This window comes from Kribbella shirazensis (genome assembly GCF_011761605.1).
Taxonomy (GTDB): Bacteria; Actinomycetota; Actinomycetes; order Propionibacteriales; family Kribbellaceae; genus Kribbella; species Kribbella shirazensis.
The window spans coordinates 6,426,188-6,453,104 of the sequence record NZ_JAASRO010000001.1; the positions used below are offsets into that span (position 1 = coordinate 6,426,188).

At 70.1% G+C, this 26,917-nt stretch carries 27 protein-coding genes; 13 read left to right on the forward strand and 14 right to left on the reverse strand.

Annotated features, from left to right (window positions below; translation table 11 throughout):
• Positions 1–26 precede the first annotated feature (26 nt).
• Genes BJY22_RS30930 through BJY22_RS30940 form a run of 3 tightly spaced genes read right to left on the reverse strand, consistent with a single transcriptional unit; the run spans position 27 to position 1,350 of the window.
• Positions 27–275 (reverse strand): hypothetical protein, encoded by a 249-nt coding sequence (locus BJY22_RS30930; protein ID WP_167213763.1) that lies wholly within the window; start codon positions 273–275, stop codon positions 27–29.
• A gap of 29 nt (positions 276–304) precedes the next feature.
• Positions 305–778 carry an SAV_6107 family HEPN domain-containing protein gene (locus tag BJY22_RS30935; RefSeq protein WP_167213766.1) on the reverse strand — a complete coding sequence of 158 codons (474 nt, stop codon included), beginning with the start codon at positions 776–778 and terminating at the stop codon, positions 305–307.
• Entirely contained in the window at positions 775–1,350 is a 576-nt protein-coding gene (locus BJY22_RS30940; protein WP_167203114.1) for a DUF6504 family protein, read from the reverse strand. The genes BJY22_RS30935 and BJY22_RS30940 overlap by 4 nt, the downstream gene beginning before the upstream one ends.
• A 349-nt stretch (positions 1,351–1,699) precedes the next feature.
• Here BJY22_RS30940 and BJY22_RS30945 point away from each other — a divergent pair, with 349 nt between their 5' ends.
• Both BJY22_RS30945 and BJY22_RS30950 read left to right on the forward strand, forming a co-directional pair.
• The gene (locus BJY22_RS30945) at positions 1,700–2,272 is read left to right on the forward strand and encodes a DM13 domain-containing protein (RefSeq protein WP_167213769.1); all 573 of its coding nucleotides are present in this window, start codon (positions 1,700–1,702) and stop codon (positions 2,270–2,272) included.
• Positions 2,273–2,282: 10 nt separating this feature from the next.
• On the forward strand, positions 2,283–2,753 hold the full coding sequence (locus tag BJY22_RS30950; protein ID WP_167213772.1) for a YbaK/EbsC family protein: 471 nt from the start codon (positions 2,283–2,285) through the stop codon (positions 2,751–2,753).
• Here BJY22_RS30950 and BJY22_RS30955 read toward each other — a convergent pair.
• Together BJY22_RS30955 and BJY22_RS30960 are read right to left on the reverse strand one after the other, a co-directional pair.
• The gene (locus BJY22_RS30955) at positions 2,746–3,477 is read right to left on the reverse strand and encodes a nucleotidyltransferase domain-containing protein (protein ID WP_167213775.1); all 732 of its coding nucleotides are present in this window, start codon (positions 3,475–3,477) and stop codon (positions 2,746–2,748) included. The two genes, BJY22_RS30950 and BJY22_RS30955, sit on opposite strands and share 8 nt — an antisense overlap.
• 10 nt (positions 3,478–3,487) lie before the next feature.
• Complete coding sequence (locus BJY22_RS30960) at positions 3,488–5,413, reverse strand: N-acetylmuramoyl-L-alanine amidase (protein ID WP_167213778.1); 1,926 nt, start codon at positions 5,411–5,413, stop codon at positions 3,488–3,490.
• Positions 5,414–5,587: 174 nt separating this feature from the next.
• On the opposite strand from BJY22_RS30960, the gene BJY22_RS30965 reads away from it, so the two are divergent.
• From BJY22_RS30965 to BJY22_RS30975, 3 genes are all read left to right on the forward strand, one after another.
• Positions 5,588–6,199, forward strand: a complete 612-nt coding sequence (locus BJY22_RS30965) for a DUF4126 domain-containing protein (protein WP_167213781.1) — start codon at positions 5,588–5,590, stop codon at positions 6,197–6,199.
• Positions 6,199–7,506, forward strand: a complete 1,308-nt coding sequence (locus BJY22_RS30970; RefSeq protein ID WP_167213785.1) for a phytoene desaturase family protein — start codon at positions 6,199–6,201, stop codon at positions 7,504–7,506. Before BJY22_RS30965 ends, BJY22_RS30970 begins: the two co-directional genes overlap by 1 nt.
• Positions 7,507–7,608: 102 nt before the next feature.
• Positions 7,609–9,825 (forward strand): UvrD-helicase domain-containing protein, encoded by a 2,217-nt coding sequence (locus BJY22_RS30975; protein ID WP_167213788.1) that lies wholly within the window; start codon positions 7,609–7,611, stop codon positions 9,823–9,825.
• Positions 9,826–9,832: 7 nt separating this feature from the next.
• On the opposite strand, the gene BJY22_RS30980 is transcribed toward BJY22_RS30975, so the two are convergent.
• Both BJY22_RS30980 and metF read right to left on the reverse strand, forming a co-directional pair.
• Positions 9,833–10,372 carry a SixA phosphatase family protein gene (locus BJY22_RS30980; protein ID WP_167213790.1) on the reverse strand — a complete coding sequence of 180 codons (540 nt, stop codon included), beginning with the start codon at positions 10,370–10,372 and terminating at the stop codon, positions 9,833–9,835.
• Positions 10,373–10,376: 4 nt separating this feature from the next.
• Complete coding sequence (gene metF, locus BJY22_RS30985; protein ID WP_167213792.1) at positions 10,377–11,294, reverse strand: methylenetetrahydrofolate reductase [NAD(P)H]; 918 nt, start codon at positions 11,292–11,294, stop codon at positions 10,377–10,379.
• Positions 11,295–11,352: 58 nt separating this feature from the next.
• Here metF and BJY22_RS30990 point away from each other — a divergent pair, with 58 nt between their 5' ends.
• Positions 11,353–12,423 carry a polyprenyl synthetase family protein gene (locus BJY22_RS30990; RefSeq protein WP_337759536.1) on the forward strand — a complete coding sequence of 357 codons (1,071 nt, stop codon included), beginning with the start codon at positions 11,353–11,355 and terminating at the stop codon, positions 12,421–12,423.
• Positions 12,424–12,429: 6 nt separating this feature from the next.
• On the opposite strand, the gene BJY22_RS30995 is transcribed toward BJY22_RS30990, so the two are convergent.
• On the reverse strand, positions 12,430–12,849 hold the full coding sequence (locus BJY22_RS30995; protein ID WP_167213798.1) for a helix-turn-helix domain-containing protein: 420 nt from the start codon (positions 12,847–12,849) through the stop codon (positions 12,430–12,432).
• 106 nt (positions 12,850–12,955) lie between these two features.
• On the opposite strand from BJY22_RS30995, the gene BJY22_RS31000 reads away from it, so the two are divergent.
• Positions 12,956–13,279 (forward strand): DUF4180 domain-containing protein, encoded by a 324-nt coding sequence (locus BJY22_RS31000; RefSeq protein ID WP_202891335.1) that lies wholly within the window; start codon positions 12,956–12,958, stop codon positions 13,277–13,279.
• On the opposite strand, the gene BJY22_RS31005 is transcribed toward BJY22_RS31000, so the two are convergent.
• The 3 genes from BJY22_RS31005 to thiE are packed head-to-tail and all read right to left on the reverse strand — an operon-like array spanning position 13,262 to position 14,750.
• On the reverse strand, positions 13,262–13,687 hold the full coding sequence (locus BJY22_RS31005; RefSeq protein WP_167213804.1) for a barstar family protein: 426 nt from the start codon (positions 13,685–13,687) through the stop codon (positions 13,262–13,264). The genes BJY22_RS31000 and BJY22_RS31005 overlap by 18 nt on opposite strands.
• Positions 13,684–14,106: a guanyl-specific ribonuclease gene (locus BJY22_RS31010; protein WP_337759537.1), complete on the reverse strand. Its 423-nt coding sequence runs from the start codon at positions 14,104–14,106 to the stop codon at positions 13,684–13,686. The genes BJY22_RS31005 and BJY22_RS31010 overlap by 4 nt, the downstream gene beginning before the upstream one ends.
• Entirely contained in the window at positions 14,103–14,750 is a 648-nt protein-coding gene (gene thiE, locus BJY22_RS31015; RefSeq protein ID WP_337759539.1) for a thiamine phosphate synthase, read from the reverse strand. Before thiE ends, BJY22_RS31010 begins: the two co-directional genes overlap by 4 nt.
• A 43-nt stretch (positions 14,751–14,793) precedes the next feature.
• On the opposite strand from thiE, the gene thiO reads away from it, so the two are divergent.
• From thiO to BJY22_RS31040, 5 genes are all read left to right on the forward strand, one after another.
• Positions 14,794–15,933 (forward strand): glycine oxidase ThiO, encoded by a 1,140-nt coding sequence (gene thiO / locus BJY22_RS31020; protein ID WP_167213808.1) that lies wholly within the window; start codon positions 14,794–14,796, stop codon positions 15,931–15,933.
• Positions 15,934–16,101: 168 nt separating this feature from the next.
• A complete protein-coding gene (locus BJY22_RS31025) occupies positions 16,102–17,076 on the forward strand; it encodes a lytic transglycosylase (RefSeq protein ID WP_167213811.1) in 975 nt (324 codons plus the stop codon).
• A gap of 73 nt (positions 17,077–17,149) precedes the next feature.
• On the forward strand, positions 17,150–19,129 hold the full coding sequence (gene pknB, locus BJY22_RS31030; RefSeq protein ID WP_167213814.1) for a Stk1 family PASTA domain-containing Ser/Thr kinase: 1,980 nt from the start codon (positions 17,150–17,152) through the stop codon (positions 19,127–19,129).
• 46 nt (positions 19,130–19,175) lie between these two features.
• Positions 19,176–20,066 (forward strand): DMT family transporter, encoded by an 891-nt coding sequence (locus BJY22_RS31035; RefSeq protein ID WP_167213817.1) that lies wholly within the window; start codon positions 19,176–19,178, stop codon positions 20,064–20,066.
• Between the two features lie 8 nt (positions 20,067–20,074).
• Complete coding sequence (locus BJY22_RS31040) at positions 20,075–21,283, forward strand: glycoside hydrolase family 15 protein (RefSeq protein WP_167213820.1); 1,209 nt, start codon at positions 20,075–20,077, stop codon at positions 21,281–21,283.
• Here the strand turns inward: BJY22_RS31040 and BJY22_RS31045 are convergent.
• The 3 genes from BJY22_RS31045 to BJY22_RS31055 form a co-directional block, all read right to left on the reverse strand.
• Entirely contained in the window at positions 21,280–21,849 is a 570-nt protein-coding gene (locus BJY22_RS31045) for a hypothetical protein (RefSeq protein WP_167213823.1), read from the reverse strand. The two genes, BJY22_RS31040 and BJY22_RS31045, sit on opposite strands and share 4 nt — an antisense overlap.
• 66 nt (positions 21,850–21,915) lie before the next feature.
• Positions 21,916–22,986: a glycoside hydrolase family 172 protein gene (locus tag BJY22_RS31050; protein WP_167213825.1), complete on the reverse strand. Its 1,071-nt coding sequence runs from the start codon at positions 22,984–22,986 to the stop codon at positions 21,916–21,918.
• Positions 22,987–23,070: 84 nt separating this feature from the next.
• Positions 23,071–23,598, reverse strand: coding sequence for a hypothetical protein (locus BJY22_RS31055; RefSeq protein WP_167213828.1), 528 nt, complete (start codon positions 23,596–23,598; stop codon positions 23,071–23,073).
• Positions 23,599–23,740: 142 nt separating this feature from the next.
• On the opposite strand from BJY22_RS31055, the gene BJY22_RS31060 reads away from it, so the two are divergent.
• Positions 23,741–26,887: an amidohydrolase family protein gene (locus BJY22_RS31060; RefSeq protein ID WP_167213831.1), complete on the forward strand. Its 3,147-nt coding sequence runs from the start codon at positions 23,741–23,743 to the stop codon at positions 26,885–26,887.
• Positions 26,888–26,917 lie beyond the last annotated feature (30 nt).

Below are 26,917 nucleotides of genomic sequence, written 5' to 3' on the forward strand. Positions count from 1 at the left end.
ACGGTGTGCGGTCGGCCGTGCCAGGCTCAGCCGGGCTGGTACGTCTCCGGCAGGGTCAGCGGCTCGAAGGCCGTGCCGTTGCAGGACGGGCACAGGGTGTCGGCGTGAAGGCCGGATCCGGCGCACCGGGTGCAGAGGCCGTCGTGCCAGGAGTCACCGGACAGGGCCTGGTGTGGGCGTGGGTAGTGGGTGTCCGGCAGGTAGCACTCGGCACCGGTGAGGGCGTGGACGCGACCGCACAGGTCTTTGCCCAGGCCTCTCGAGGGTTCGCTCACGGTCGGGATCTCCTCAACTGCGGGGGACGTCAGCTGGCTTGCATCCAGGACTGGGTCAGGACGGACTGCGGGTCGGTGGTCGCGGTGAGCACCGGGGTGGTGGAGAGCCGCAGGCTGGCTTCGACCTGGGTGTAGAACGTCTCCACCGCGCGGACCAGGTCGTCGGCCTCGCGGGTGGTGACGGCACGCTCCAGCCCTGCCTCCGCGGCGGCGCGCTGCGCGGCACCGGCGGCGAAGAACGTCGCCCACTCGCCGAACTCCGGCGCGACCTCGGCGAGCAGCACCCAGGCGTTGCGCTGGACCCGGCGGCGGCTACCCGAGCGCACCGGACGGGCGCGGACGGCGAGGACCGCGGCCGCGACCCGGAGCGCCGCGACGTGGGCACTCGAGTAGCGGATCAGGTGGTCACTGGTCTCGGTCGCCTCGGCCAAGGCGGCGCGGGCACGGAACAGCTCTCGGCTGGCCGCGCCGGCCGCGGCCGGCGACACCGGTGAAACAGTCATCGGTCGGTCACCCTCTCCAGTTGCCAACGGCCCGAATCCGGGTCGTGGGCGAGATCGAACATCTCCTGCCGCCCGTACCTGCCGCAGCCCGCTTCTACCCGGAACACGGCCCGCTCCGGGCCCCATTCCGCGTCCAGGACGCCGACGGCCGCCGGGGTCACCTGCGACGGGGAGGGAAGCGTGGCAGCGGGGCGCGAACGGGGGTTGGCCGCCGCTGCCACGCCGGCTCGGGTGCGGGTGGAACGTGTACTGCGGGCCGCCGAGCAGACCTCGGCGACCGTGGCCGCGTCGATCCGGGCGAGCGAGTCGGGCGCCGTCCGGCGATCGGCGCGGGCGTCGTACGCCAGGACGGCCCGGTTGTCCGCCGGGCCGGCGAACGCACGGGCGACCTGTGGGTCGTGGATGTCACCGGTGCCGATCACGCCGCGCTCCCACCAGGCGGCCGTCTCGGTCCAGTGCGACTTCACGGAGCGGACACGCCACAGGCGGCCGCGCCAGAGGAACTGGTCGGGGGTCTGCACACCGTCCACGGACACCGAGTGCACCTCGACGGCGTCGTCGAACTCCCACATGCTCCATCGCCTCCTGTGTACCGAACGGTGTTCCTGATCGACGGCCGGCTCCGGGTCGGCGGCCCGGCGGCCGAGCGCGGGATGGGGGTCGAGGACCACCCCGCTGCCCGGTCCGCCGGGGCCACCGGATTCCGATGCGGCCGCAACTCCGCACCGGAGCCGTCCAGCTGTCCGGCTCGCCCCGGGCCGGCCTCCCGACGAAACCGGAACCGAGGCAATCGAACATCTGTTCGAACACTGGAAGCGTATCGCCGCCCGCCGACAGTCGTCAACGGGCCGTAAGGCCGGCGCGCCGCCACGGGCGCCCTCGAGCCGCCAGACTGGGAACTCCACAACGGAGGGACGAACGATGCGGACACGGACAGCCGGAATCGCCGCGGCGGCGGTCGCCGTCGTGGTGGCAGCGGTGGCGCTGCCGCTCTTCCAGCCGTGGCGGGTGCTTACCGACAAGGTCGTCGACGAGGCGCTGCCCGGCGCTGTTCCGATCTCCACGACTTCATCGTCGACGACGCCACCGACAGTTTCCGTCGAGTCGCCGAAGCCGTCCGTCCCGCGCTCCACCCCGCCCGCCGGGCCGAAGGTGCTGCTGACCGGTGCGCTGATCACCCACGAGCACCGCACCTCCGGCAAGGTCGCCGTCATCGCCCTTCCCGACGGCAGCCGGATCCTCCGGATCGAGAACCTCGACACCTCCGACGGCCCCGACCTGAAGGTCTGGCTCAGCGACGCGAAGGTCACCCCGGGCCGGGCCGGCTGGCACGTCTTCGACGACGGCAGCTACCAGAACCTGGGCGACCTCAAGGGCAACCACGGCAACCAGAACTACGTGATCCCCGCCGGCGTGAAGCTCGAGAGCTTCCGCAGTGTCGCGATCTGGTGCGACCGGTTCAACGTTTCGTTCGGTGCCGCAACTCTCGCCTAAGCTCACCAGGGTGAGCAGTCATCCGAATGTGCAGAAGGTCGCCGACGCGCTCCGGGCCGCCGGCGCGACCGGCGAGATCGTGATCCTGGACGAGGCGGTGCCGACCGCGGCGGCCGCGGCGGCGGAGCTCGGGTGCGAGGTCGGCGCGATCGCCAACAGCCTGATCTTCGACGGCGACGGTGCCCCGGTGCTGATCCTCACCTCGGGCGCGCACCGCGTGGACACCGCGAAGGTCGCCGCCGAGCTCGGGATCGGCAAGCTGAAGCGGGCCAAACCGGAGTTCGTCAAGGAGCACACCGGTCAGTCGATCGGCGGGGTCGCCCCGGTCGGGCACCCCGGCAGGGTCCCGACGTATGTCGACACCGCGCTCGAGCAGTACGACGTGATCTGGGCCGCCGCCGGCATCCCGCACTCGGTGTTCCCCACGACGTACGGCGAACTCCTGAAGCTCACCGACGGCACGCCGGTCACCGTCAACTGAGCGTTGCCGGGATCGCGGTCCGCAGGAAGCGCCGGGTCAGCGACGCGCGGGTGTGCCGCCACCACGGCCCGGTCCGGAACGCCGGCCCGTAGCGGCGGCGCCTGATGTCCTCGACCACGTCCGCGGGCGCACCGAGCCGGGGCAGGACGTCGAAGGCCGCCCGCTTGGTGATCAGGTCGCCGGTCGCCAGCGTGACGTGCGCGCGGGCGACCGTGAGCAGGCCGAGGTCGACCCAGACGTCGCGGTACCACGGCTTCCGCTTCCAGGTGACGGGCAGCCAGAACTCCCGCAGATCGCGGCGGACGAAGGCGAAGAGTTCCTCGTCGGTGACCGCGGGCAGCAGCTCGGCCGGCGCCGGGCCGTAGAGCGTTCGGTTGCCGATGGCAAGCTCCCGGCGGGTCACCGGCGTCACCGGACGGTCGAAGTACCGGCCCTGCGCGAACGTCGGGTGCCGGACCGAGAGATCGGCCAGCTGCGACGTCAGCATGTAGGAGCAGTGCAGCTTCTCGGCCAGCGGATCCCGGCTGATCAGCTCCTGGTGTACGTCGGCCACGGCCGAGGACACCGGTGCGGAGACGACGGCGACCACGTCGAGGTCGCTGCGCCCCAACTGGTAGTCCCCCAGTGCCAGTGACCCGTGCAGCCAGACCGCCTCGACGGCAGCGACAGAGCGCACTGACGTGACGAAGCCGCCCAGCAGTTGCTGGACGGCTTCGTCGATCACGGCAGCTAGATTAGACGGCCGGCTTCACATCCACGTCGGCGGCCCGGACGTATGCCATCCGGTGGCCGAACCAGATCTGGTAGTACTTGTCCTTCCCGAGCACCTGGACCTTGTCCGCCGGCGGCTGCCCGGCGAACGTCACGGCCCGGTAGTAGTCGGTCTCGATGTCCAGATCACCCACCGGGTACGCCTGACCCGCGCCGATCGAGTACTGCAGCGGAGTCACCGTCTGGTAGGGAATCCCGGCCGGGTACGCCGACTGCTCCGGGTACGCACGTCCGTACACCGGCACCGACGTCTTCCCGGCCTTCGGCTTCACGACCAGCCCGGGCTTGGCGAACGCGTCCGGCGCGGACGCCGGGCTCTTGAACCAGCCCTTCGCACCCAGGTACCAGACCGCGACCCAGTCACCCTTGCGCTCGGCAACGACGTACTTCGAACCAGCTGCCACCCGCGCTCCGATGTCGGACACCACTGTGGTGCTGTCGGACCCGTCCGGGTGCAGACCGAGGTCCTTGACGAGCGGTGCGTTGTCGTCGGGCGCCTGACGCAGGTACACGAAGTTGGTGCCCTGCGGCGTGCAGGTCGTCCCGGCGCCGGTGCAGTTGGTGAGGACCTGGACGTTGTCCTCGAAGCCCGGCTTGATCGTCACGATCGAGCCCTCACGCACCGGGAACACCGACTGGCCCCAGATCGGCGCGCCGATCAGGTCCATGTAGTGCTCCCAGTCCCAGTACGGTCCCGGGTCCCAGTGCATGCCGCGAACATTGCCGGGCACCGTACCCGGGATCTGGTCGTGGCCGATGATGTGCGCCCGGTCGAGCGGGATGTTGTTCTTCACCGCCAGGTAGCGCACCAGCTTGGCCGAGTTGCGGTAGAGCGACTCGGTGTACCAGGTCGCACCCTGGGCCGCGAAGCCCTCGTGCTCGATGCCGATGCTGTGCATGTTCACGTACCAGTTGCCCGCGTGCCAGGCGACGTCCTTGGCCTTCACGTGCTGCCAGGTGTGGCCGTCCGAGGACCGCATCGTGTACTGCCAGCTCACGTACGTCGGGTCCTGGACCAGGTTCAGCACGCCCCGCCAGCCGCCCTCGGTGTCGTGGACGATGATGTAGTCGATCTTGCCGGTGTTCGGGCGGTCGGCCAGGTCGTGGTTGCCGTAGTCACCGCCGCCCAGGTCCTGGTACGGCGCCGGCAGCCACTCGCAGCCGAGCGACGGCGGGCACTCCACGTCCGAGGCGGCGGCCTTCACACCGTCCGGCAGCGACAGCTTGGTGAGCTGCGTCTTGTCCGGCGTCACCGCGACGGCCGGCATCACGATCTGCTGCCCGGTGTTCGTCGTCCGCGCCGCGCCGCGGGCCATGATCGCGTAGACGTCGTCGGCGAACCCGGCCGCGCCGGCCTTGTCCCCCGCCTCGGCGTACGAGGCCACCGCGCCGTACCACTCGGCCGGTGAGGTGTTCGCGCCGACCGGCAGGCCGAGCGATTTCTGGTACGACGCCAGCAGCGCGGCGCCGCCGTGGATGTTGGCCGTGGTGTCCTTGCGCAGCGCGACCGGGTCCAGCCCGGTCAGCTCGGCGGCCTTGTACAGCGTGCGCAGGGACTCGGCCCTCGCGACCTTCTGCTTGTCGGACAGGTCCGCGGCCTTCGCCGCGCCGGGTGCGGTGAGGTGCATCGGGCCGTAGCCGCCCGACGTGCTCTGCGCACCGGCGTGGTCGTCCCAGCGGGACTCCGCGTACGAGACGGCCAGCAGGACCGACTCCGGTACGCCGTACTGCGCGGCCGCCGCGCTGAACGCCGAGGCGGCGGCGGACGGTGCCGGCGTCGAGGCCGCCGTGGACGCGAGGGCGGGTGGACCTTCGGACGACACGCCGGTCAGGGCGACCGGCAGCGCTACCGCAGCCAGTGCGGCAAGAATCTTCGAACGACGCAGCATGATGTTCTCCTGAACCCGTAGGGCGGGTGCCGGTCACACAGACTGGCAGCCTAGTCACTGTGAGTCGAGGCGACGCGGATGTCAACGGTTAACCAAAACTCGCGGGAGCGGGTTCGATACTGACGAAATCATGCCGGGAACTGCGCCGGCCACCCTGGGTTACGGAGTACGACGATGGAAGCGCTGCCGTTGGCGGTCACGACGGGCTGGGCCAGTGGCGTCAACGCCTACGCCTGCGTGCTGATCCTCGGTCTGCTGGGCCGCTTCGCCGGCGCCGGCGACGTACCGGACGCACTGACCACGACCCCGGTGCTGATCGCGGCGGGTGTGCTCTTCGCGTTCGAGTTCGTCGCCGACAAGATCCCGTACGTCGACTCCGCGTGGGACGCGATCTCGACCGTCATCCGGCCGACCGTCGCCACGATCATCGCCGCGCTGATGTCCGGCGAGGCGAGCACGTTGCAGCAGGCCGTGATCGCCACCGCCGGCGGTCTGGTGGCGCTGCTCTCGCACGCGGTGAAGTCGAGTCTGCGGCTCGCGATCAACACCTCCCCCGAGCCCGTCACGAACATCGCCGCCTCGTCCGGTGAGGACGTCGTGGTCGCCGGTGTGGTGTCACTCGCCGTGTTCCATCCGGAGGCCGCGCTGATCATCGCGGGCATACTCCTGCTGCTCGGCCTGATCGGCGTCTACCTCGCGTTCCGGTTCATCCGGCGCGGGTATCAGCGCTTCAAGGCCTGGCGAGCGAAACGTGGTGTCCCTGCGACCGGAAGCAGTGCTGTCTGATGGCGAACGTGATTGTCGTGGGAGCCGGCCTGGCCGGTCTCGCGAGTGCTGTGCGACTGGCCAAGCTCGGCCACCAGGTCACCATCTGCGAACGCGGCGAGCGTCTGGGTGGCGCGCTGGGCCGTGTCGAGGCGGACGGCTTCACCTGGGACGCCGGAGCGGCCAGTACGACGCTGCCCGCCGCGCTGCGCGACCTGTTCCGCAAGAGCGGCCGTCCGATCGAGAGCCTGGTCAAGCTCGACCCGGTGACCGAGCCGCGCCGTCACCTGTTCGCCGACGGCTCCGTCCTCGACCTGCCGGTCAGCGACCGCGGCGCACAGGAGGAAGCCTGGACCGGCCTGGCCGGTGGTGCTGTCGCCGAGCAGTGGACCGCTCTGGTCGACGCGTACGGCGACACGTGGCAGATCCTCCGGAAGACCTCGCTGGAGCCGCCACTCGAGAACAAGGTGCCTCTCAAGACCGTCCGTGCCCTCAAACCCTGGCAGTCTCTGGAAAAGGTCGCCCAGCGCGAGTTGAGCGACGACCGCGCCCGGGCGGTACTGCGGCACTTCGCGGCCCAGGGCGGATCGGAAGCCACCCTCACACCGGGGTACATGGGCGTCTGGTCGTACCTGGAACGCACGTTCGGTCGCTGGACGATCGCGGGCGGTTTCGGCGCACTGACCGACGCCTTGGTACAGCGGGCGAGCGAACGCAAGATCACCGTTCGCACCAGTGCTGAGGTCGTCGGCGTCACCACCTCGAACAGTGCGGTGACCGGCGTACGGCTGGCCGACGGCGAGGAGATCGCCGCGGACATCGTCGTGAGCGACGTCGACCCGCGCGAGCTGTACGAGTGCCTCGTCGACGATCCGGCGGCCAAGAAGGTGCGCAAGAAGATCCTGTCGACACACCAGGCGCAGGCGGCGTACGTCGTACATCTCGGTCTGAAGGATCCGGTGCCGCAGCTGCCGTTCGAGACCGTACTGCACGGCACACCGACCGTCGTCGTACGGACAGGCGGTACGGCACCGGCCGGTCACCAGGCGTGGTCCGTGCTGGTCCACGGCTACCCCACCGACGACGTACTGGACCTCTTGGTCGCGCGCGGACTCCCTGTCCGGGAGAACGTGGTGTCGCGGCAGACGTCGCCGTCCTGGTGGGCCGGCGTCGCCTGGGAGGGCTACCGGACCGCCCGCCGCCGGGCCGCGAACGTGTCGCCGGTGAAGGGCCTGTACTGCGTCGGCGCGGGCGCGCATCCGGGCTCCGGAGTCCCCGCGACCACGCTCGGCGCGGCGATCGTGGCGGACGCGATCGGGAAGGCCTAGGGATTGTCCTGGACCCCTGTGGGGTTGGACACGGGCGCGAACTAAGATTGGTTGTTCCTGTGTTCTGAGCGGGGCAGGAGCCCGGCGGTAGAGAGGACCTCGGTGGATCAATCCCCCACATCGGCCGATCACGACAACCACGACACTGTGGAGAAGGCTGAGCTGGCGGCTGAGCAACAACACGTCGACCGGGTGTACGGCCGGGTCGAGGAGGCCGCCCGATCGGCGTCGCGGATCGCCGTCGAAGGTCACCAGCGCGGCCAGGCGCAGAACGTCGGCCGGGTCCGCGAGGAGGAGCAGACCGGCCTCTACGAGCGGGACGTCCTGGTGTTCGCCGCCGCCCGCCGGATCGCCGAGCTCGACGCCGAGCACGAGGGCCTGGTGTTCGGCCGGCTCGACTCCGACCGGGGCGACGACGAGCCGCCCGCCGCGAGCGCGGCCGAGCTCGACAAGCTGTACGTCGGGCGGATCGGTGTCCGCGACGCGGAGTACGAACCGCTCGTGATCGACTGGCGCGCCCCCGCGGCCGAGCCGTTCTACCGGGCCACCGCGACGGACCGGCAGAAGGTCGTCCGGCGACGCGTACTGCGGAACAAGGGTCCACGCATCGCCGGGCTCGAGGACGACCTGCTGGCGCCCGAACGCGCGCCGGAGGACCTGCCCGTGATGGGCGAGGGCGCGTTGATGGCGTCGCTGTCGCGGGCCCGCGGTCGCACGATGCGGGACATCGTCGCCACGATCCAGGCCGAGCAGGACGAGGCGATCCGGGCACCAGCCCGTGGTGTCACCGTCATCGGTGGTGGACCGGGAACGGGCAAAACGGTGGTCGCTCTGCACCGAGCGGCGTACCTGCTCTACAGCGACCGCAGGCGTTTCGAGCGTGGCGGCGTACTGGTCGTCGGACCGTCCGCTGCCTTCATGGCGTACATCGAGCGGGTGCTGCCGAGCCTTGGTGAGAACACCGTCTCGCTGCGGGCCGTCGGCGAGCTGGTCGACGGCGTGCGGGCGACTGCGGTCGACGACGCCGCGGTGGCCGCGATCAAGGGCTCGCTGCGGATGCGCGGCATCCTGTCGCGTGCCGCCCGCGACCGCGTCCCGCACGCGCCGACGACGCTCCGCGTTTTCCTCGGCGGCGCCACCGTCGAGCTGGACGCCAACCAGCTCGACAACGTACGGCGGAACGCGCTGCGCCGCACCGCCCGCAACCGCGCGGCGACCGAGGCGCGCAAGGGTCTGATCGCCGCGCTGTGGCAGCGGTTCCCGGAGGATCTGCGCAACGGGCCGCTCGGCGATCGCGAGGCGTTCGGTGACCGGGTGACCGACACTCCTGCCTTCCGCACGTTCTTCGCCCAGTGGTGGCCGGTGGTGACTCCCGAGGCGGTGCTGCGGTGGCTGGGTGACCCGCGCCGTCTGCAGCGCTGGGCCCGCAACGACCTGACACCTGTCGAGGTCGACGCGCTCGCCACCGCGATCCGGACGACGCCTGAGTTCACCATCGCCGATGTCGCGCTGCTGGACGAGCTGAGCGCGTTCCTGGGTCGTCCTCCGGTCGTGGAGAACAACGACGAGGAGTTCGACTGGCTGGAAGGGCTGACGGACGGCGTCAACGAAGTACTGACCAGCTCCGAGCGCCGCGCCCGGGCCGCGGCTGCCCGCGAGGCCGAGGAGCCCGAGGAGTACGCGCACGTACTGGTGGACGAGGCGCAGGATCTCTCCCCCATGCAGTGGCGGATGGTCACCCGGCGTGGGCCGCAGGCCAGCTGGACGATCGTCGGCGATCCGGCGCAGAGCTCCTGGCCGGACCCCGACGAGGCGCGCGCGGCGATGGACTCGATGCTGTCCCACCTGCAGCGGCACACGTTCCGGCTGTCCACCAACTACCGGAACTCGGCCGAGATCTACGCGTTCGCCGGTGAGGTGATCCGGCAGTCCATTCCGGACGCGGACCTGCCGAACGCGGTCCGCAGTACCGGGGTGGAGCCGGAGCACAGGGTCTTCGACGCCGGCAAGGTGGCCGAGGCGGCAGGCGACGCGGCAGGCGAGCTGCTCGAGCTGGTCGAGGGCACCGTCGGCGTCATCGTGCCGCCCGCGCTGCGGCCCGTGGTCGACCCGGTCCTGGCCGAGATCGACGACCCACGAGTCATCGCCGTCAGCCCGCTGGAGTCCAAAGGGCTGGAGTACGACGCGGTCGTGGTGGTCGAGCCGGACCGGATCGTCGCCGACACGCTAGGTGGCGAACGGGCACTGTACGTCGTGCTGACCCGGGCGACGCAGCGACTCGTCACCGTGAACAGCACGACGCACTGGCTGCCGTCCTGAACGGGTTCTAGCCGCGCGGCACCACGTACGACACCAGGTCGGCCTCGTCCGCGGCGAGGTCGGCCCAGTGGCAGGTGAGGTGCAGGATCGCGAGACCGGTGGTCGGGTACTTCTTTGTGAGCTCGACACGCTCCGGGCTGGTGCCGTCCAGGGCGAGCTCGTCGGCGAGCCACGGGATGCCCGGGGCGTGACCGACGACGATCACCGTGCGGGCCTCGGCCGGGGCCTCGCGGACCACGTCCAGGAGGCCGTCGGTGTCGGCGTTGTAGACCCGCTTGTCGTACCAGACGTCCTTGGCGGTGACGCCGGCCTCGGCGACGTACCTCCAGGTCTCCCGGGTGCGCTTCGACGGCGAGCACAGGACCAGGTCCGCTTCGATGCCTTGGGCAACAAGATGCCGTCCGGCCGCGCCGGCGTCGGCGCGGCCGCGGTCGGCCAGCGGGCGTTCCAGGTCCGGCAGCTCCGGATGGGTCTCCGCCGGCACCGCCTTGGCGTGCCGGAGCAGGACGAGAGTACGGTCGATCAACAGGTCCGACGGGTCAGCCATTGCGTCAGGATACGACCGATGAGCTGAGGTTGCGGAACACCTGTCGCGTCGCGGTCGATCTGTTCAACGTAATGAAATGAATGCCCGGCGCGCCGCCCTCGAGCAAACGCTCGCATAGCTCGGTCGCGATCTCGATGCCGACCTCGCGCACGGCGGCCGGCTCGTCCTCGACGGCGAGCAGCCGGTCGGTCACGGCCTTGGGAAGCGCCATGCCGGTCAGCTCGGCCATCCGCTGGATCTGCTTGATGTTGGTCACCGGCATGACGCCGGGCAGCACCGGGATGTCGCAGCCGAGCGCGGTCGCGCGGTCGACGAGCCGGAAGTAGTCGTCGGCGCCGAAGAACATCTGGGTGATCGCGTAGTCCGCACCGGCTTGCGCTTTCGCGGCGAGCACCTGCGCGTCCGCCTCGAGCGAGGCCGCCTCCGGATGCTTGTCCGGGAAGGCAGCCACACCGACGCAGAAGTCGCCCAGCGAGCGGATCAGCTCGACCAGCTCGATCGCGTGGTTCAGGCCCTCGGGGTGCGCGACCCACGGCTGGTTCGGGCCGCCGGGCGGGTCGCCGCGCAGGGCGAGCATGTTCCGGACGCCGGATCCGGCGTACGCGCCGATCACCGACCGGAGCTCGTCGCGGGAGTGCGCGACGCAGGTCAGGTGACCGAGCGGCGTCAGCGACGTGTCCTGCGCGACCCGCTCGGTGACGCGGATGGTGCCGTCCCGGGTCGTGCCGCCGGCGCCGTACGTGATCGAGACGAACGTCGGTCGCAGCTGCTCGATCTCGCGGATCGAGCGCCACAGCACCTCCTCCGCCTCGGGCGTCTTCGGCGGGAAGAACTCGAACGAGAACGACCGGTCCCCGGACGCCAGCAGCTCGCGGATGGTCGGCGCACTGCCGGGAAGCGTCGAGGGAAGACCGTTGGCCATGGCGTTCAGGTTACCCGCGGTGGTCGGCGCCGTCTGCCCACCGACTACGCTCCGAGACGTGGATGGCGATGTGGACGTCCCGGCCGGGATCCAGCGCGCGCTGAGCGCGTTCCTCGACCGGCAGGAGCAGCGGCTGGCGGCGATCGGACCGGAGCTGACCGAGCAGGTGCAGGCCGCGCGGGACGCGACGAGTGGGGGCAAGCGGCTGCGCCCGTCCTTCTGCTACTGGGGATTCCGGGCCGCGGGCGGTGACCCGGCGCTCCCGATCCTGCCCGCCGCGGCCAGCCTGGAGATGCTGCACGTCAGTGCGCTCGTGCACGACGACGTGATGGATTCCTCCGACGTACGGCGGGGCGCGCCGGCCGCCCACCGGCGGTTCGAGGCGCTGCAGCGGGAACGCGCCGAGAAGTCCGGGTACGGCGGCGACCCGGTCGGGTTCGGGGTCGGCGCGGCGATCCTGCTCGGGGACCTGTGTCTCATCTGGGCCGACGAGCTGCTGCACACGTCGGGCTTCGACGCGGCGGCGCTGGCCCGGGCGGAGCAGTACTTCGACGCGGTACGGGTCGAGGTGACGGCCGGGCAGTACCTCGACCTGGTCGCACAGGCGAGCGGCGAGTCGGACATGGACCTGGCGCTGCGGGTACTGCGGTACAAGTCGGCGACGTACACGATCGAGCGGCCGCTGCACATAGGGGCCGCGCTGGCGGGCGGTGACGCACACCTGATCTCGGCGCTGTCCGGCTACGGGCTGCCGTTGGGCGAGGCGTTCCAGTTGCGCGACGACCTGCTCGGGGTGTTCGGCGATCCGGCGCTGACCGGCAAGCCGGCCGGGGACGACCTGCGGGAAGGCAAGCGGACGGTCCTGATCGCGTACGCGGTCGACCACGCGTCGGAGGCCCAACTGGTCGAGTTCGACCGGCTCTTCGGCCGTCCGGACCTGGACGACGACGAGATCCAGCTGCTGCGCGAGATCCTCCAGGACTCCCGCGCCGTCCAGGCCTGCGAGGACCTCATCACGGACCGCACCGAGGACGCGCTCGACGCCCTCGACCGCGCTCCGCTGGCCGACGACGCCGCTCGCAAGGCCCTGACGGATCTCGCCGTCGCCGCCACGTCGCGCGTGGTGTAGGTCCTGCTACTGGTCCGCCAGCAGGTTGATCAGGCGGAGGAGATCGGCGGTGGCCGGCAGGTTGCCCAGAACGATGACCTTGAGGACGGCGCGTTCCTCGTCGTAGATCGTCTCGGCCTTGAGGTGGACCGCCTCGGGCTGGTTCAGGGCGCCGTGGATGTGGGTCGTGAGCCGGTCGGCGGTGGCGCGGTCGACGGCGTCGATGTGGACGATGCTGGACGCCTCGACGTGCCGCGCGGAGCGGTCCACGTCGACCGCCGCGGCCGGCGTACCGGTGAACTCCTCGAGGTCCTCGCGGGTGATCCGGTACTGCTTCCCGATCCGGACGGCCTTGAGGCGGCCGTCGCGGACGTAGTTCCGGATCGTGCGGACGTGCAGCCCCAGGCGATTCGCGACCTGCTCCACCGAATACAGCTCCTGGGCCATCCCCTCAGCGTAGAGCACGTTCCTTAGAATTCCCTATAAATAGTCAGATATGGGCATTTAGGGTACTTTGAGTCCCATGGTGCAGCTGGCTGGAGTGCAGGTACACATGAGCGACACACCGCTCGGCGGGGAGAGCGACGCCGTGCAGCTGATCGTCGACGCGCACTACGCGCATCAGGCCGAGTGGATCGCGTTCACCCCTGACCAGCTGGGCGACGAGTTCTTCGAGCTGCAGAGCGGCCTGGCCGGTGCGATCACGCAGAAGTTCGTGATGTACCAGATGGGGCTCGCCGTGGTCGGTGACATCTCCGGCCGGGTCGCGGCCAGCAAGCCGCTGGCGGACTGGGTGCGGGAGAGCAACCGCGGCAGCAACCTGCTGTTCGCGAAGGACCTGGACGAGTTGGGCGAGCGCCTACAGGACAGGCAGTGAGCTCAGCAGATCGGGTGACTCCGGCTCGTCGATGAGCACCCGGAGCTGACCGGAGTTCGTGGTGTCCTCCGCGAAGATCTGCAGCGCGACGTCGACGGTGTCGTGGTCGTGCTCGAGCAGGTTGCGCAGACCGGTCCACAGCACCACCTCGGGCGACCCGGTCGACCGGTCGCTCAGCGAGTCGGCCAGCGCGTCCCAGTTCCGGCCGAACCAGCGCGGCAGGTCGAACGCGGTCGCGCACAGGTCCAGGAACCCGGTCTTGTCGTGGATCTCGCCGGTGTCGAGCAGCACGAACCCGAACCCGGCGGCGGCAGCATCACGCCGTACGTCGTCAACGGCAGGAGTGGACGGCCAGCGGTAGACACCCGGCCGCAGCCCTTCCGCCAGCAGCTCACGCAACTTGCTCATGACGTTCCCCCGTCCTCCGCGATGCGGCGGAACGACTTGTAGTGGTCCTCCGTGTAGTAACGCTCGCCGTCGTTGCCGGTCACGATCCGGCGGGCGCCGCGATCCTTCTCCCCCGGCGTCTTCACCGTGTACTCGTGGTAATAACCACGGTCGTGCTTCGGCAGGAGCTTCTCGAAGTTCCCGAACACCACACCGTCACGGCTGTACGGGTACGGGCCGCCCTGGTCGATCAGCTCCAGTGTGTCCCGCGCCTCCTTCGGCAGGTCCGCGACCGCGACGTACTGCAGCCCGCTCTCCGGATCGACGCCGCCGGACGCCGACTGCTTGTCCGGCGCACAACCGAGCAGGGACGCCGCCAGGGTGAGCACCAGCATGGCGATCACCACGACGGCGACGATCCGTGTGGTCTTCGAACTCACCCGGCCTCCCGCAGACGCCGGCTGAACTCGGCGGCCGCCGCGCCCGGATCGTCGGCGGCCGTGATCGCCCGGACGACGACCACGCGGGTCGCGCCCGCCTCGAGGACCTCGTCCAGGCGTTCCAGGTCGATGCCACCGATCGCGAACCACGGCTTGGCCTGCCGGCGACCGGCGGCGTACGCCACCAGGTCCAGACCGGCCGCCTGCCGCCCCGGCTTCGTCGGGGTCTCCCAGGTCGGCCCGACACAGAAGTAGTCGGAGCCGACCTCGTCCACCGCGGCGTTCACCTGGCTGAACGTGTGGGTCGAGCGGCCGATGATCGGTCCCGGTCCGGTGATCGCCCGGGCCGCGTGCACCGGCAGGTCACGTTGCCCCAGGTGCAGTACGTCGGCTCCTGCCGCGAACGCGATGTCCGCGCGGTCGTTCACCGCCAGCAGCTTGCCGTGCCGCCGGCAGACGTCCGCGAACACCTCCAGCGCGGCCAGCTCGTCGGCAGCCTCCATCTCCTTCTGCCGGAGCTGCACGATGTCCACGCCACCGGCCAGCGCGGCGTCCAGGAACTGTTCGAGGTCACCCTGCTTCTCCCGCGCGTCCGTGCACAGGTACAGCCGGGCATCCGCGAGGCGGTCGGTGTGGTCGGTCACACCCCAAAGCCTGCCATGTCGAGCCACCCGTAGGCTGTGCGGCATGCCTGACAGAACGTCCGATGTGGTGGTGATCGGCGGTGGGCTGATCGGTCTGGCGATTGCGTGGCGGCTGGCCGCGGACGGCATCCAGGTGACGTTGTGCGACCCCACTCCGGGCGCGCAGACCTCGAACGTCGCCGCCGGCATGCTCGCCCCGGTCACCGAGGTGGAGTACGGCGAGGACGACCTGCTGGCGCTCAACCTGGCATCGGTCAACGCCTGGCCCGCCTTCGCCGCCGAGCTGGAGGAGCTCACCGGACAGCCGGCCGGACTGCACCAGACCGGCACCCTGTCCGTCGCGTACGACGCCGACGACGTGGCAGCGCTCCGCAGGCTCGCCGAGTACCAACGCCGGCTCGGTCTCGAGGTGGAGGAGCTGTCCGGTCGCGACGCGCGCCGCCGCGAGCCTCTACTCGCCACAGGTGTTTCCGGCGGGGTCTGGGTCCCCGGCGACCACTCCGTCGACAACCGTCAGGCAGTAGCGACCCTCCTCCGCGCCGTGGAGCTGTCCGGCGTGCAGCTCATCCGCCGGCACGTGGCCCGCGTCATCACCTCCGGCACGACGGCAACCGGCGTACAGCTCGACAACGGGGACACGGTGCACGCCGGACAGGTGATCGCGGCCACCGGACCGTGGTCGTCGCAGCTCGACGGCGTACCCGAGGAGCTCCGGCCGCCGGTGCGTCCGGTCAAGGGTGAGGTACTGCGCCTGCGAGTCCCGGAGGCGTACCGCCCGGCGCTGCGGCACACCGTGCGAGCCACGGCCCGGGGCTTCTCCGTCTACCTGGTGCCGCGCCCCGGTGGCGAGTTGGTGATCGGTGCGACCACCTCCGAGCTCGGCTACGACACCCGGGTCCTGGCGGGTGGTGTGTTCGCGCTGCTCCGCGACGCGCGGACCGTGCTGCCGATCATCGACGAACTGGAGCTGGTCGAGTCGATCGCGGGTCTGCGGCCCGCCACTCCGGACAACGCCCCGATCCTCGGCCCGTCCGGACTGGATCGGTTGCTGTGGGCAACCGGGCACTACCGCAACGGCGTACTGCTGACGCCGGTGACGGCGCAGGTGATGGCCGAGAACGTCCGCACCGGCATCCTTCCGGATCTCGGAAAACCCTTCCTGGTCAGCAGGTTCGGTCACTGACTCACGGTTGCCGCGAGCAACCGGAAAGATTGTGAACGACAACGATGTAGTTCAGCCTTGAATTGTAACCTTTACGTTACAGGCGTCACAGGAACCCCATCCGCCCCTGTTGTCACACCCGTCTCAGCACATACGGTCAACTGACGTTCACACGGGGAGTTGGTTGCGATGCGCAACGTCGTACGGGTTTTCAGCGGTCTCGCGGTACCGGTGCTGGCCGCGGCGGTGATCACCGCGGGTTCGCCAGGCTTCGGCGCGTACAAGGTCAAGCAGGGTGACACGCTCAGCCACATCGCGAGCCGCTACGGCACGACCGTCGGCACGCTGGTCGCGCTGAACAAGCTGCCCGGCAACGGCAACGCGATCTACGCCGGCGAGGTCCTGAAGGTTCCAGGCAAGGGATCGGCCAAGGGCTCGTCCAGGGGCTCGGGTCAGGGGTCGACGACCGAGTCGCCGGCGAAGCGTTCCCAGCTCGGGCGGGTGACCTACGTCGTCAAACGCGGCGACACCATCTCGGGCATCGCGAAGCGCTACAAGTGCTCCCAGGCGAACCTGCTCGCCGCGAACGGGCTGAAGCCGGGCGACCCCATCTACGCCGGCAAGCCGCTGCAGGTCCCGGTGAAGCTGCGCCCGAAGGCCCGGACCGACAACACGTTCGCCGGCCGCACGTACTCTGACAAGGTCGTCGCCGCGGCCAACCGCAACCGGGCCATCCTGAAGAAGCGCAAGCTGCCGACCCGGTCGGAGATGCGGTCACTGATCGTGAGCACGGCGAAGCGGCACGGCGTCGACCCGGAGCTCGCGCTCGCGGTGAGCTGGCAGGAGTCGGGCTGGAAGCAGCGGGTCGTCTCGCCGGCCAACGCGATCGGCGCGATGCAGGTCATCCCGTCGACCGGCCGGTTCACGTCCCGGCTCGTCGGGCGCGACCTGGACCTGCTGAAGCCGCGCGACAACGTCACGGCGGGCGTCGTACTGCTCAGCCGCCTGACCGGCGCCGCACGGCTCGACATCGCGGTGGCGGGCTACTACCAGGGCCTCGGCGGAGTGAAGAAGAACGGGATGTACCCCGACACGAAGGTGTACGTGAAGAACGTCCTGCGGATCCAGGCGCAGCTGGAACGCGGGTGGGATCCCCTGCGGTGAGCCTGGCTCGGTAACGCTGAGCCGTTATCTACACTCTCTGCAGAACGGTTTGGGGAGAGGCGGCTCACCGCAAGTGACGGACGACGTGGACACGCAGATCAGCGACCGCCTCGTCGGGCGCGTGCTCGACGGTCGGTACCGCGTGGGCGCGCGCGTCGCCAAGGGCGGCATGGCCACTGTCTACCAGGCCCTCGACATGCGCCTGGACCGCACTGTCGCGCTGAAGGTGATGCACGACGGACTGGGTGACGACGCCCAGTTCACCCGCCGGTTCGTCGCCGAGGCCCGGGCCGCCGCCCGCCTGTCGAACCCGAACGTCGTGGCGGTCTTCGACCAGGGTGACGACGGCGGCACGCTGTTCCTGGCGATGGAGTACGTGCCCGGCCGCACGCTGCGTGACGTGATCCGCGAGCAGGCACCGCTCTCCCCCGCCCGCGCGCTGGATCTGCTGACGCCGATCCTGTCCGCGCTGTCGGCCGCGCACGACGCCGGCATCGTGCACCGCGACATCAAGCCTGAGAACGTGCTCATCTCCGACAAGGGTGCGGTGAAGGTCGCCGACTTCGGTCTGGCCCGTGCGGTGAGTGCTAGCGGCAACACCGCCACCCAGGGCCTCCTGATGGGCACAGTGTCGTACCTGGCGCCGGAGCTGGTCACCGACGGCAGCGCCGACGCCCGCTCGGACGTGTACTCGGCCGGCATCCTTCTGTACGAGATGCTCACCGGCAACAAGCCCCACTCCGGTGACACGCCCATCCAGGTCGCCTACGCGCACGTGCACAACGACGTACCCCCTCCGTCGCTGGAGCAGCCGAGCATCCCGCCGTACGTCGACGCGCTCGTGCAGCGCGCCACGGCACGGGACCGGGATCTGCGGCCGACCGATGCGCGGGTGTTCAGCCGGCAGGTGCACCGGGTGCGCAGTGCGCTCGAGGAGGGTCTGCCGGACGACCCGGACCTGACCGGTGACCTGACGGTGCCGATCCAGCAGATCCGGCAGGACAGCGGGTACGACGACGGCTACACGCGCGGCATTCCGACACTCGAGCACGAGCTCGAGGAGCAGCCGATCCGTCACGACACGATCGTCGTACCGGTGGAAGACGGCCGGCCGACGGGTGCCCCGGCCAGGACGCCGCCGCCCCCCGTGAAGGCAGCGCCGCGGCCGCGCAGGTCGCGCGGCCCGATCGCGCTGATCATCATCCTTGCCGCGGCGATCGGCATCGGTACGGCGGCCTGGTACTACGGCATCCACCGCTACACCACCACGCCGGAGCTCGTGAACATGGAGCCCGCGGCGGCAGCGGACGCGGCCGCGAAGGCAGGGCTGAAGACCACCACGGACAACCAGGACTACTCGGAGAACGTCCGCGCGGGCGAGGTCATGGGCACCGACCCGGCGGCCGGCGAACGGATCCGGAAGGACGGCACTATCGGGCTCACGGTCTCCAAGGGCCCGGAGCGGTACCGCGTGCCGCAGCTCGTCGGGCTGGAGCTGGAAGCGGCGCAGCAGGCGCTGACCCCGATCAAGCTGATCACCGGGCAGATCAAAGAGCAGTACAGCGAGACCGTCCCGCAGGGCCGGGTGATCGCGATCAGCCCGAAGTTCAACACCGTCGTGAAGCCGGGGACCGCGGTGAACTTCGCGGTCAGCAAGGGGAAACGGCCGATCAGCGTGCCGGACCTGACCGGTAAGTCGTACAAGGAGGCGAACAAGGCGCTGCGCAAGCTCGGGTTCGTCGTCGGGCGCAGCACGCGGTACGACGAGAAGGTCGCCGAGGGCAACGTGATCAGCCAGAGCCCGAACAGCGGCACCCTGTTCGCCAAGGACAAGGTCTCGCTGGTCGTCTCGCTCGGCCCGCCGCTGCGGGAGGTACCGGACGTGAAGCGGAAGACGACCGCCGAGGCGCAGAAGATCCTCGGCGACGCCGGGTTCGAGGTCCGGGTCGAGAAGGCGCCGTTCAACCTCGGGCTGAACATCGTCGCCGCCCAGACCCCGGGCGCCGGCAAGAAGGTCAAGCCCGGCACCACCATCGTCATCACGGTTCTCTGACAGGCTCTGACAGCCGTTTTGGCTCGGCTGCGGGCCTTCTGGTCTGATGTACGGCGTGAACCACCCGCGCCTCGCCGTACTGGCCCTGCTGTCGGTCGCCGCGGCGTGGGGGTCGACGTTCTTCCTGACCAAGGACCTGCTCACCAGGATGGACGTCGCCGACTACCTGGCGTTGCGGTTCCTGATCGCGTCGGTGGCGCTGATCCTGGTCCACCCGCCGGCGATCGCCCGGCTGAGCCGCCTGGACCGCGGCCGCGGCGTCGCGCTCGGCATCACCTACGGCATCGCGCAGCTCGTGCAGACCGAGGGCCTGCGGCACACGTCCGCGAGCGTTTCCGGCTTCGTCACCGGGATGTACGTCGTCTTCACGCCGCTGCTCGGCGCCGTGATCCTGCGGCACAAGATCGGCCGCTGGGCGTGGGTCGCCGTGATCCTCGCCACCGTCGGCCTCGGTGTCCTGTCGCTGCGCGGATTCAGCCTCGGCCACGGCGAGCTGCTGACCCTGGCCGGGGCCGGCCTCTACGCACTGCACATCATCGGTCTGGGGGCGTGGTCGACGTCGAAGAACGCGTTCGGTCTGTCGTCGCTGCAGATGATCGTGATCACGTGCGTCTGCGGTATCGGTGCGGTGCCGGGCGGGTTCTCGGTGCCGGGCAACGGCAGCGACTGGGTCAGCGTGGTCTACATGGCGCTGGTCGCCGGAGCGCTCGCGTTGATCGTGCAGACGTGGGCACAGGCACACCTGACGCCCACCCGCGCGGCGATTGCGATGACAATGGAGCCGGTGTTCGCCTCGACGTTCGCGGTGTTGTTCGGTTCGGACAGCCTCACCTGGCGGATGCTGGTCGGTGGCGCCCTGGTGGTGTCGGCGATGTATCTGGTCGAGCTGGCGCCACGGCGTAAGTTCGAGGCAGAAGTGCAGCACCTGGCCCAGTAGGAGGCACCATGCGGGACGGCGACCGGCGCCGCGACCGGTGGTTCCCGTATGCCGTGATCGCCGTGCTGCTCGTCACTCTGGCCGCGGGGACCGCTCGCAACCTCGATCGCAACCCGCAGCCGCGTCTCGTGTCCGACGGCAGCCCTGCCGGGGCGCGGGCACTGCACGCCGGCTCGTCACTCGAGGCGTCCGATGAGCTGGTCCAGCATGCGCTGGCCGATCTCGACGGCCTCACGCTGCCCGGTGGAGTCACGCTGGCCGGTCGTGACGGGCCGTGGCGTTACGTGTGGCCACGGGACGCGTCGTTCGTGGCGGCCGCGCGGTGCGCCGTCGGGCAGTACGACAAGGCGTTCGACGTACTGACGTTCCTCAACGGCGTGCGGCCGCGGAGTGGTCAGTGGGAGGCTCGCTACACCGAGACCGGCGCTCCGGTGCACGACGGGCGGGCCGTGCAGCTCGACGGGTCCGGGTGGGTCTTGTGGGCCACCTGGTTCTGTCGCGCGGGCGGTCAGTACTGGGACATGGTGCGCGAGTCGGCCGACCAGATCGTTGCCGAGCTCGCTCCTGACGGGCTGCCCGCTCCCTCGTCCGACTACTGGGAGCGGCACGAGAAGGAGCTGACGCTCGGCACGGTGGCTCCGCTGCTCACCGGGCTCAGGTCGGCCGTGCAGGTCGCGACCGAGCTGCAGCGTCCTGCCGAGGCCGCCCGCTGGCGGACCGCGTTCGAAACGTTGTCGGAGGCAACTGATCGGGTCTTCGGCCCGGACTATCCGCGGACCCCGGCGCAGGCCACCAGTTTCGTCGAGCCGGGGGTCCAGCCGATCTCCGTCGGGGGTGGCCGGGACGCGATCGTGACCGTCCTCGGTCCGCCGTTCGCACCGGCCCGGCCGGTGGTCAGTACGGCGATCGACAGCGCGCACGCCGTACTGACACAGCCCAACGGCGGTGTGACCCCTGGCGAGGACTGGCGGGCGGACGGCGTGTCGTGGACCCCGCAGACCGCCCTGTTCGCCCTCAGCGCCGCCGCCCGCGGCGATCACGCCACCGCGAACAACCTCCTCGACTGGCTCGCCGACCACCGCACCACCACCGGCGCCCTACCGGAAAAGGTCAACCGGGACCTGGAGCCCGCCGGCGAAGCTCCCCTCGCCTGGACCGCCGCCCTGGTCGTCCTCACCAGCACGGCACTCCACGGCTCCCTGCCGATCCCTGGCTAGCCGCGGGGCCGGTCGGTCTTCTTCGCTCGCCGGAGCTCGCGGAGCCGGAGCCGGCGGAGCCGGAGGCGGCGCAGCTTCCGGCGCAGCGTCTCGGTCCCGCGCGCGCGGCGGCGGCGCTCGTCCTTCGTCAGCCAGGTCCATCCCCACGCGCCCAGTGCGAACAGCACACCAGCGATGGGGACGGAGCTGTACATCGCCAACGGCGACCTGTTGAAGACCGCGTCCCGCGAACTGACCCACACCGTCAGCTGCTCGCCCTCATCCGGACGGTTGCAGGTCGTCATCACGCCGTCGTGCGTGTCTCCGTCCGCGCCCGTCCAGGTCAGGTCGACCTCGTACGACGTGCCGTGGGTGTGCCGCGTCCCCTTGTCGTCCTTGCTCTCGCCGCACGGGCCGTCGGCCACGGCGGCACCGGCAACAGCGACCACCTTCTCGGTGCGGAACGTCGCCTGTTCGGCGAAGTCGGCGGGGTCGTCGGATTTCCACAACAGAGCCAACCCGAAGATGATCGCCCATACGAGCGCACCGGCGATCGCCCAGCCGGCGACGAACAGAACGCGGCGCATCCCGGCACTCCCTAGCTACGTCCCCCCGTGAACGTCACAGCCGTGGAGTATAGGCCTGGCGCCGTGTCAGCAGATCTCCATCACGTCGTACGTCGGCGCGTCGGGTCGCGCCGTGCTCGTCCTGCTCGAGTAGAAGAACGCGGTGGACGCGATGTCGTCCTGCAGCGGGAGGTAGCGACCGCCGGAGCGCCAGCCGAGGGCCTGTACGTCGACGCGCAGCCGCTCCTTGAAGCGGATCGGGTCCGGCAGGTGGAACCGGTACATGCCGAAGCGCTGCTGGCTCTGGTACAGCCCGTCCGGGCGGATCACCTGCGGCATACCGAGGTACGGCGTACTGAACTCGGTGTACCCGCCCAGGTGGGGTACGTCGAAGTTCCACGCGCCACCGAAGTAGTCCTCGGTCCCCGTGCCGCAGATGGTCGGGAACTCGTCGTCACCGTCGAGGTAGAACTTCACCTCGCCCTCACCCCACCAGCCGGTGCTGTTGACGCCCCAGGCCAGGTAGGTGCCGACGTAGTGCCCCGGCCCCTCGACGCCGTCCAGGAGCGTGTGCACCGTCTTGGCGGGCAGCGGGTTGCTCCGCCGCCACTGCGTGTGCAGGTACGCCGAGTTGTCCGGTACGGCGCCCAGCCAGTAGTCCACCTGGAAGTACACGACCACGGGCTCGTCGTGGGTGTTCTCGAGCGTGAGCGTGGCCTGCGTCTGGAACGGCATCTCCCAGTAGCAGTTGAAGCCGCCGTTCGGGTTCACCGCGACCGGCAGCGAGTTGACCTGGGCGAACCTGCCCCAGCCGGAGCAGAAGAAGTCACCGACCGGAGTCTCGATCGCCGGCGCGGTGTCGCCGTCCCAGAACGTCCGCAGCACCAGCCGGCGCCAGTGGTCGACGTGCGTGGTGAGCCAGATGTGCGTGATGCAGCCCGATCCGGCGATGTCCGCCAGCGTCGCGGTCTCCCCCGGCCCGATCTCGATCGACGGCGAGACCTTCCAGCCCTGGCCGAGATCGCGGGCCGCGCGGGCGCCGGTCCCCTCGGTCCGCCGTCCACCCTGACCGGGCTCGCCGGTCGGGTTCTCCGCACTGATGGAGCGCGACTCGACGTCGGCGAGCGCACTGATGCCGGTCAGATTCCCAAGAGTCATACCCGCGACCTTAGGCCCGCCCGGGTTCGGCAAGAAATCGATTGCCCATCAAGTGGACGACCCAGCGCATGGAGGCTGCGGGACTCAGCAGGGGCGGACCCTGGCTTCGAGGCCGTTGACGAATTCGAGGCAGGCCCAGGGGCGGCCCTGGTCGCGTTTGGCGCGGACGATCAGCGGGAAGGCGTCCGCGCCGCGCACCTGCGCGGCCTTCTCGGTCGGCAATGATCCGACCGCTCCCCCACGCGCCTCGGCCGCCGCCTTCACGTCCGCGACCGACACCGCGCTCCGGGCGTCCTTCTCCGCCGCGTCCCTCGCGTCCGTCGCGACCTGCAGCGCGAAGTCGATCTCCGGCGGTTTCGACCACGCCGTCTGCGACACCGGGATGACCAGGCCGAACATCGCCAGCCCGATCACCGTGACGATCTGCCGTAACCGGCGGGTTTGATCCGTGAGCAGCAGCGCGGCGCAGCACAGCGCCAGGAAGAGGGTGAGCCCGCGCAGGATCCAGTGCCGGTCGAGCCGGATGTCCACCGCGAGGCCGGCCGCGACGGCGATCACCAAGCAGAGCCCGGCCGCGGCGAGCGCCCGGGCCCGTGGAGACAGAGATGGCATGCCGCAGACGATAGACGGTCAGCCGTTCGTCGCACGGTAGCGGCCGTTGGGCGCGAGGCGCGCCGGTCAGGATCGTGCGCACTGGACGGTACTGGCAGATTCGATCGCGTCCCCACCCGCCTCTAGGGATTGGAAACGGATCATGACCGATGACGTGACCGAGAACCCGGGCTTCTGGAGCATCTCGCGGCGTCGTGCGCTGCAACTCAGCGGTGGTGTGGCGGCGGCCGGCGCCGTACAGCTGCCGGCCCCCGAAGCCGCCGCTCGAGCTGCCGCCGCCGGGAATCAAGCAACCCTCACCGAAGGCACCAACTTCATGGTGTCGGTGTCGCCGGACGGCGCATGGCTGGCGTTCGACCTGGTGACGGCGATCTGGGTGACGCCGGCCGCGGGCGGCGTCGCGCGCCGGCTCACCGACGACCTGCAGGACGCCACCCGGCCGCGCTGGTCGCCGGACGGGCGGACGATCGTGTTCCAGTCGTACCGCGACGGGAACTTCCACCTCTGGTCGATCCGCCCGGACGGCAGCGGCCTGCGGCAGTTGACGAGTGGGCGGCACGACCACCGCGAACCGCACGTGACACCCGACGGCCGGTCGATCGTCTTCTCCTCCGACCGTGGCGGCACCGGCGGCCCCGGCGCCACCGCGGGCAGCTACGGCATCCATCGCCTCGACCTCGCGACCGGCGCGATCACGGCTCTGACCGACGAAGCGAGCGAGGAGGCCGAGCCGACCGTGTCGGCCGACGGCCGGAAGATCGCGTTCACCGTCGACACGAGTTCGATCGTCGAGCTCGACCTCGCCTCCGGTGCGCGGACGACGGTGGTCGCGGCGCAGACCGGGATCAGCCTGTTCGGGCCGTCGTACTCGCCGGACGGGAAGCTCGCGTACGTCCGGCTGACCGGGCCGACCTGCGATCTGGTTGTCGACCAGCAGATCGTCACCACGGGGAAGGACGTCTTCGCGGTGCCGCCGTCGTGGTCGTCCACGGATCTCTTCTACACGGCCGACGGCACCGTTCAGCGGTATCGCGCCGGCGGCGGGCACAGGGTCGTACCGTTCACGGCGACCGTCCCGGTGACGTCGCGGCGGCCGCGGCCGAAGGCGCCTGACCTGGAGTCGACGAGCCGCCGTGCGGTGCGTGGGATCGCGAGTCCGACGGTGTCGCCGGACGGGAAGTGGCTGGCGTTCCGGGCGCTGAACGCGCTCTGGGTGGCGCCGACAAGCGGTGGCCGGCCGCGCACGATAGTTGCCGACGGCTACTTCAACTCGGATCCGGACTTCTCGCCGGACGGCCGGAAGGTGCTCTACGCAAGCGATCGCGACGGTACGGCGGATCTGTGGCTGCACGACCTGGCGAGCGGCACCGACACCAAGCTGTCCGGCCTGCCGGGAGCGCAGACCGCGCCGCGTTTCGCACCGGACGGCAACCGGATCGCTTACCAGGATCAGGACGGGATCGCGTGGGTACTCGATCTCGCGTCCGGTCAGGTCCGTCAGCTCACGCCGACGCTCTTCCAGCCCGGCCGGGTGAGCTGGTCGCGGGACGGCGAGACGCTGGTCCTGGCCGCGGTCAAGCCGTTCTCCAAACGCTTCCGCGAAGGCACGAGCCAGCTGCTGTACGTCGACGTCGCGACGACGGCGCTCGAGTACGTCGAGCCGATGCCGTTCCGCTCGCTCGCGACCCGGGGTGACGACGGTCCGGTGTTCTCGCCGGACGGCAAGCACCTGGCCTTCGTGGTCGAGAGCCTGCTGTACGTCGTACCCGTGGACGCGCGCGGGCGCTACACCGGCGAGCCGTGGGCGGTGACCGACGAGGTGACGGACTCGCCGGTGTGGCAGGACGACCGCACACTGCTGTACCTCAATAACGGGAAGTTGCGCAGGACAATGATCACGGGCGGCCGTCCGTCGACGGTGCCGCTGGATCTGCAGTACCGGCGGGCCACGGTCAACCAGCACGTCACGATCCACGCGGGTGCGTTGTGGGACGGGCGGGCGACCACACTGCGCCAGGATGTGGATGTCGTCGTGGAGGGGTCGCGGGTGGTCGCCGTACGGGCGCATCGCGGGCAGGCCGACATCGACGCGTCCGGGCTGACGGTGATGCCGGGGCTGATCGACGCGCACAACCACTGGCACCTGCGCGGGCGGGCGTGGGGTGCGCGGCAGGGCAACCTGTGGCTCGCGTACGGGATCACGACCACGCGGTCGCCGGGCGATCCGGTGTACCAGATGCAGGAGACCCGGGAGGCTCTGGTCAACGGGTCGCTGCGCGGCCCGCGGTACTTCGCGACCGGTGAGGCGATCGACGGTTCGCGGGTGTACTACAACTTCATGCGGCCGACGTTGTCGCTGCGGCAGCTCGGTCTGGAGCTCGATCGTGTCGAGGGACTCGCGTACGACCTGGTGAAGACGTACGTGCGGTTGCCGATCGAGTACCAGCGGCGCGCGATCGCTTTCGTCCACCAGCTCGGGTTGCAGCTGTCGTCGCACTACCTCTATCCCGCGGAGCATCTGGGCATGGACGGGATGGAGCACACCGGCGCGACGAACCGGCTCGGGTACTCGCACACGGTCAGCCGGCTGGGCCGCGCGTACGCCGACGTGGTGACACTGTTCACGCGGGCCGGGCTGTCCGTGACGCCGACCCTGTTCAACTCGACGATGGCACACGTCGACGATCCGTCCTTGCTCACAGACCGCCGTACGACGACCCTCTTCCCGTCCTGGGAGTACGCCGCGCTGATGACGGAGGTCAACACGGCAAGAGGTCCGGCCGGCGTCACGACCCGCGAACTGCTGCGCGGCAACGTCGACATGGTGCTTCGCATCCACCGCGGCGGCGGGCTGGTGATCTCCGGCACCGACACGCCCCTCGACAACATCGCGGTGTCGTTGCACGCGAATCTCCGCGCGATGGTCGCGGGCGGCTTCACGCCGTACGAGGCACTCACGACGGCGACCCACAACCCCGCGAAGTGGCTTGCCCTGGAGGACAAGCTCGGCGTGGTGAAGCCCGGCGCGCAGGCCGACCTGTCCTTCGTCACCGGCGACCCACTCGCCGACATCCGCACAGCCGCCGCCGTACAACAGGTCATGCTCGCCGGCAACCTCCACACCGTCGACGACCTCCTGGCCCCGTACACCACCACCAACCAGGCAAAGCCCGCCGTCCGCACCCTCGACGCCCCACAACCCCTCACCCGAGAACACGCCCACGCCCACGACACGAAGTACTGGTGGCACGAACCCGAATGGCTCCACCGCCACTGCTGCGACAGCTAACCGGTCTGCGACACCCCACGGTGTCTGGGA

Coding starts and splice junctions, on each gene's coding strand:
- BJY22_RS30965 (WP_167213781.1), top strand. CDS start 5,588: ATGGAAGCGCTGCCGTTGGCGGTCACGACGGGCTGGGCCAGTGGCGTC.
- BJY22_RS31045 (WP_167213823.1), bottom strand. CDS start 21,849: ATGCGCCGCGTTCTGTTCGTCGCCGGCTGGGCGATCGCCGGTGCGCTC.
- BJY22_RS30945 (WP_167213769.1), top strand. CDS start 1,700: ATGCGGACACGGACAGCCGGAATCGCCGCGGCGGCGGTCGCCGTCGTG.
- BJY22_RS31050 (WP_167213825.1), bottom strand. CDS start 22,986: ATGACTCTTGGGAATCTGACCGGCATCAGTGCGCTCGCCGACGTCGAG.
- BJY22_RS31025 (WP_167213811.1), top strand. CDS start 16,102: ATGCGCAACGTCGTACGGGTTTTCAGCGGTCTCGCGGTACCGGTGCTG.
- metF (WP_167213792.1), bottom strand. CDS start 11,294: ATGGCCAACGGTCTTCCCTCGACGCTTCCCGGCAGTGCGCCGACCATC.
- BJY22_RS31000 (WP_202891335.1), top strand. CDS start 12,956: ATGAGCGACACACCGCTCGGCGGGGAGAGCGACGCCGTGCAGCTGATC.
- BJY22_RS31040 (WP_167213820.1), top strand. CDS start 20,075: ATGCGGGACGGCGACCGGCGCCGCGACCGGTGGTTCCCGTATGCCGTG.
- BJY22_RS30970 (WP_167213785.1), top strand. CDS start 6,199: ATGGCGAACGTGATTGTCGTGGGAGCCGGCCTGGCCGGTCTCGCGAGT.
- BJY22_RS30935 (WP_167213766.1), bottom strand. CDS start 778: ATGACTGTTTCACCGGTGTCGCCGGCCGCGGCCGGCGCGGCCAGCCGA.
- BJY22_RS30995 (WP_167213798.1), bottom strand. CDS start 12,849: ATGGCCCAGGAGCTGTATTCGGTGGAGCAGGTCGCGAATCGCCTGGGG.
- BJY22_RS30980 (WP_167213790.1), bottom strand. CDS start 10,372: ATGGCTGACCCGTCGGACCTGTTGATCGACCGTACTCTCGTCCTGCTC.
- BJY22_RS31005 (WP_167213804.1), bottom strand. CDS start 13,687: ATGAGCAAGTTGCGTGAGCTGCTGGCGGAAGGGCTGCGGCCGGGTGTC.
- BJY22_RS30940 (WP_167203114.1), bottom strand. CDS start 1,350: ATGTGGGAGTTCGACGACGCCGTCGAGGTGCACTCGGTGTCCGTGGAC.
- thiO (WP_167213808.1), top strand. CDS start 14,794: ATGCCTGACAGAACGTCCGATGTGGTGGTGATCGGCGGTGGGCTGATC.
- BJY22_RS31060 (WP_167213831.1), top strand. CDS start 23,741: ATGACCGATGACGTGACCGAGAACCCGGGCTTCTGGAGCATCTCGCGG.
- BJY22_RS31035 (WP_167213817.1), top strand. CDS start 19,176: ATGTACGGCGTGAACCACCCGCGCCTCGCCGTACTGGCCCTGCTGTCG.
- BJY22_RS31055 (WP_167213828.1), bottom strand. CDS start 23,598: ATGCCATCTCTGTCTCCACGGGCCCGGGCGCTCGCCGCGGCCGGGCTC.
- BJY22_RS30960 (WP_167213778.1), bottom strand. CDS start 5,413: ATGCTGCGTCGTTCGAAGATTCTTGCCGCACTGGCTGCGGTAGCGCTG.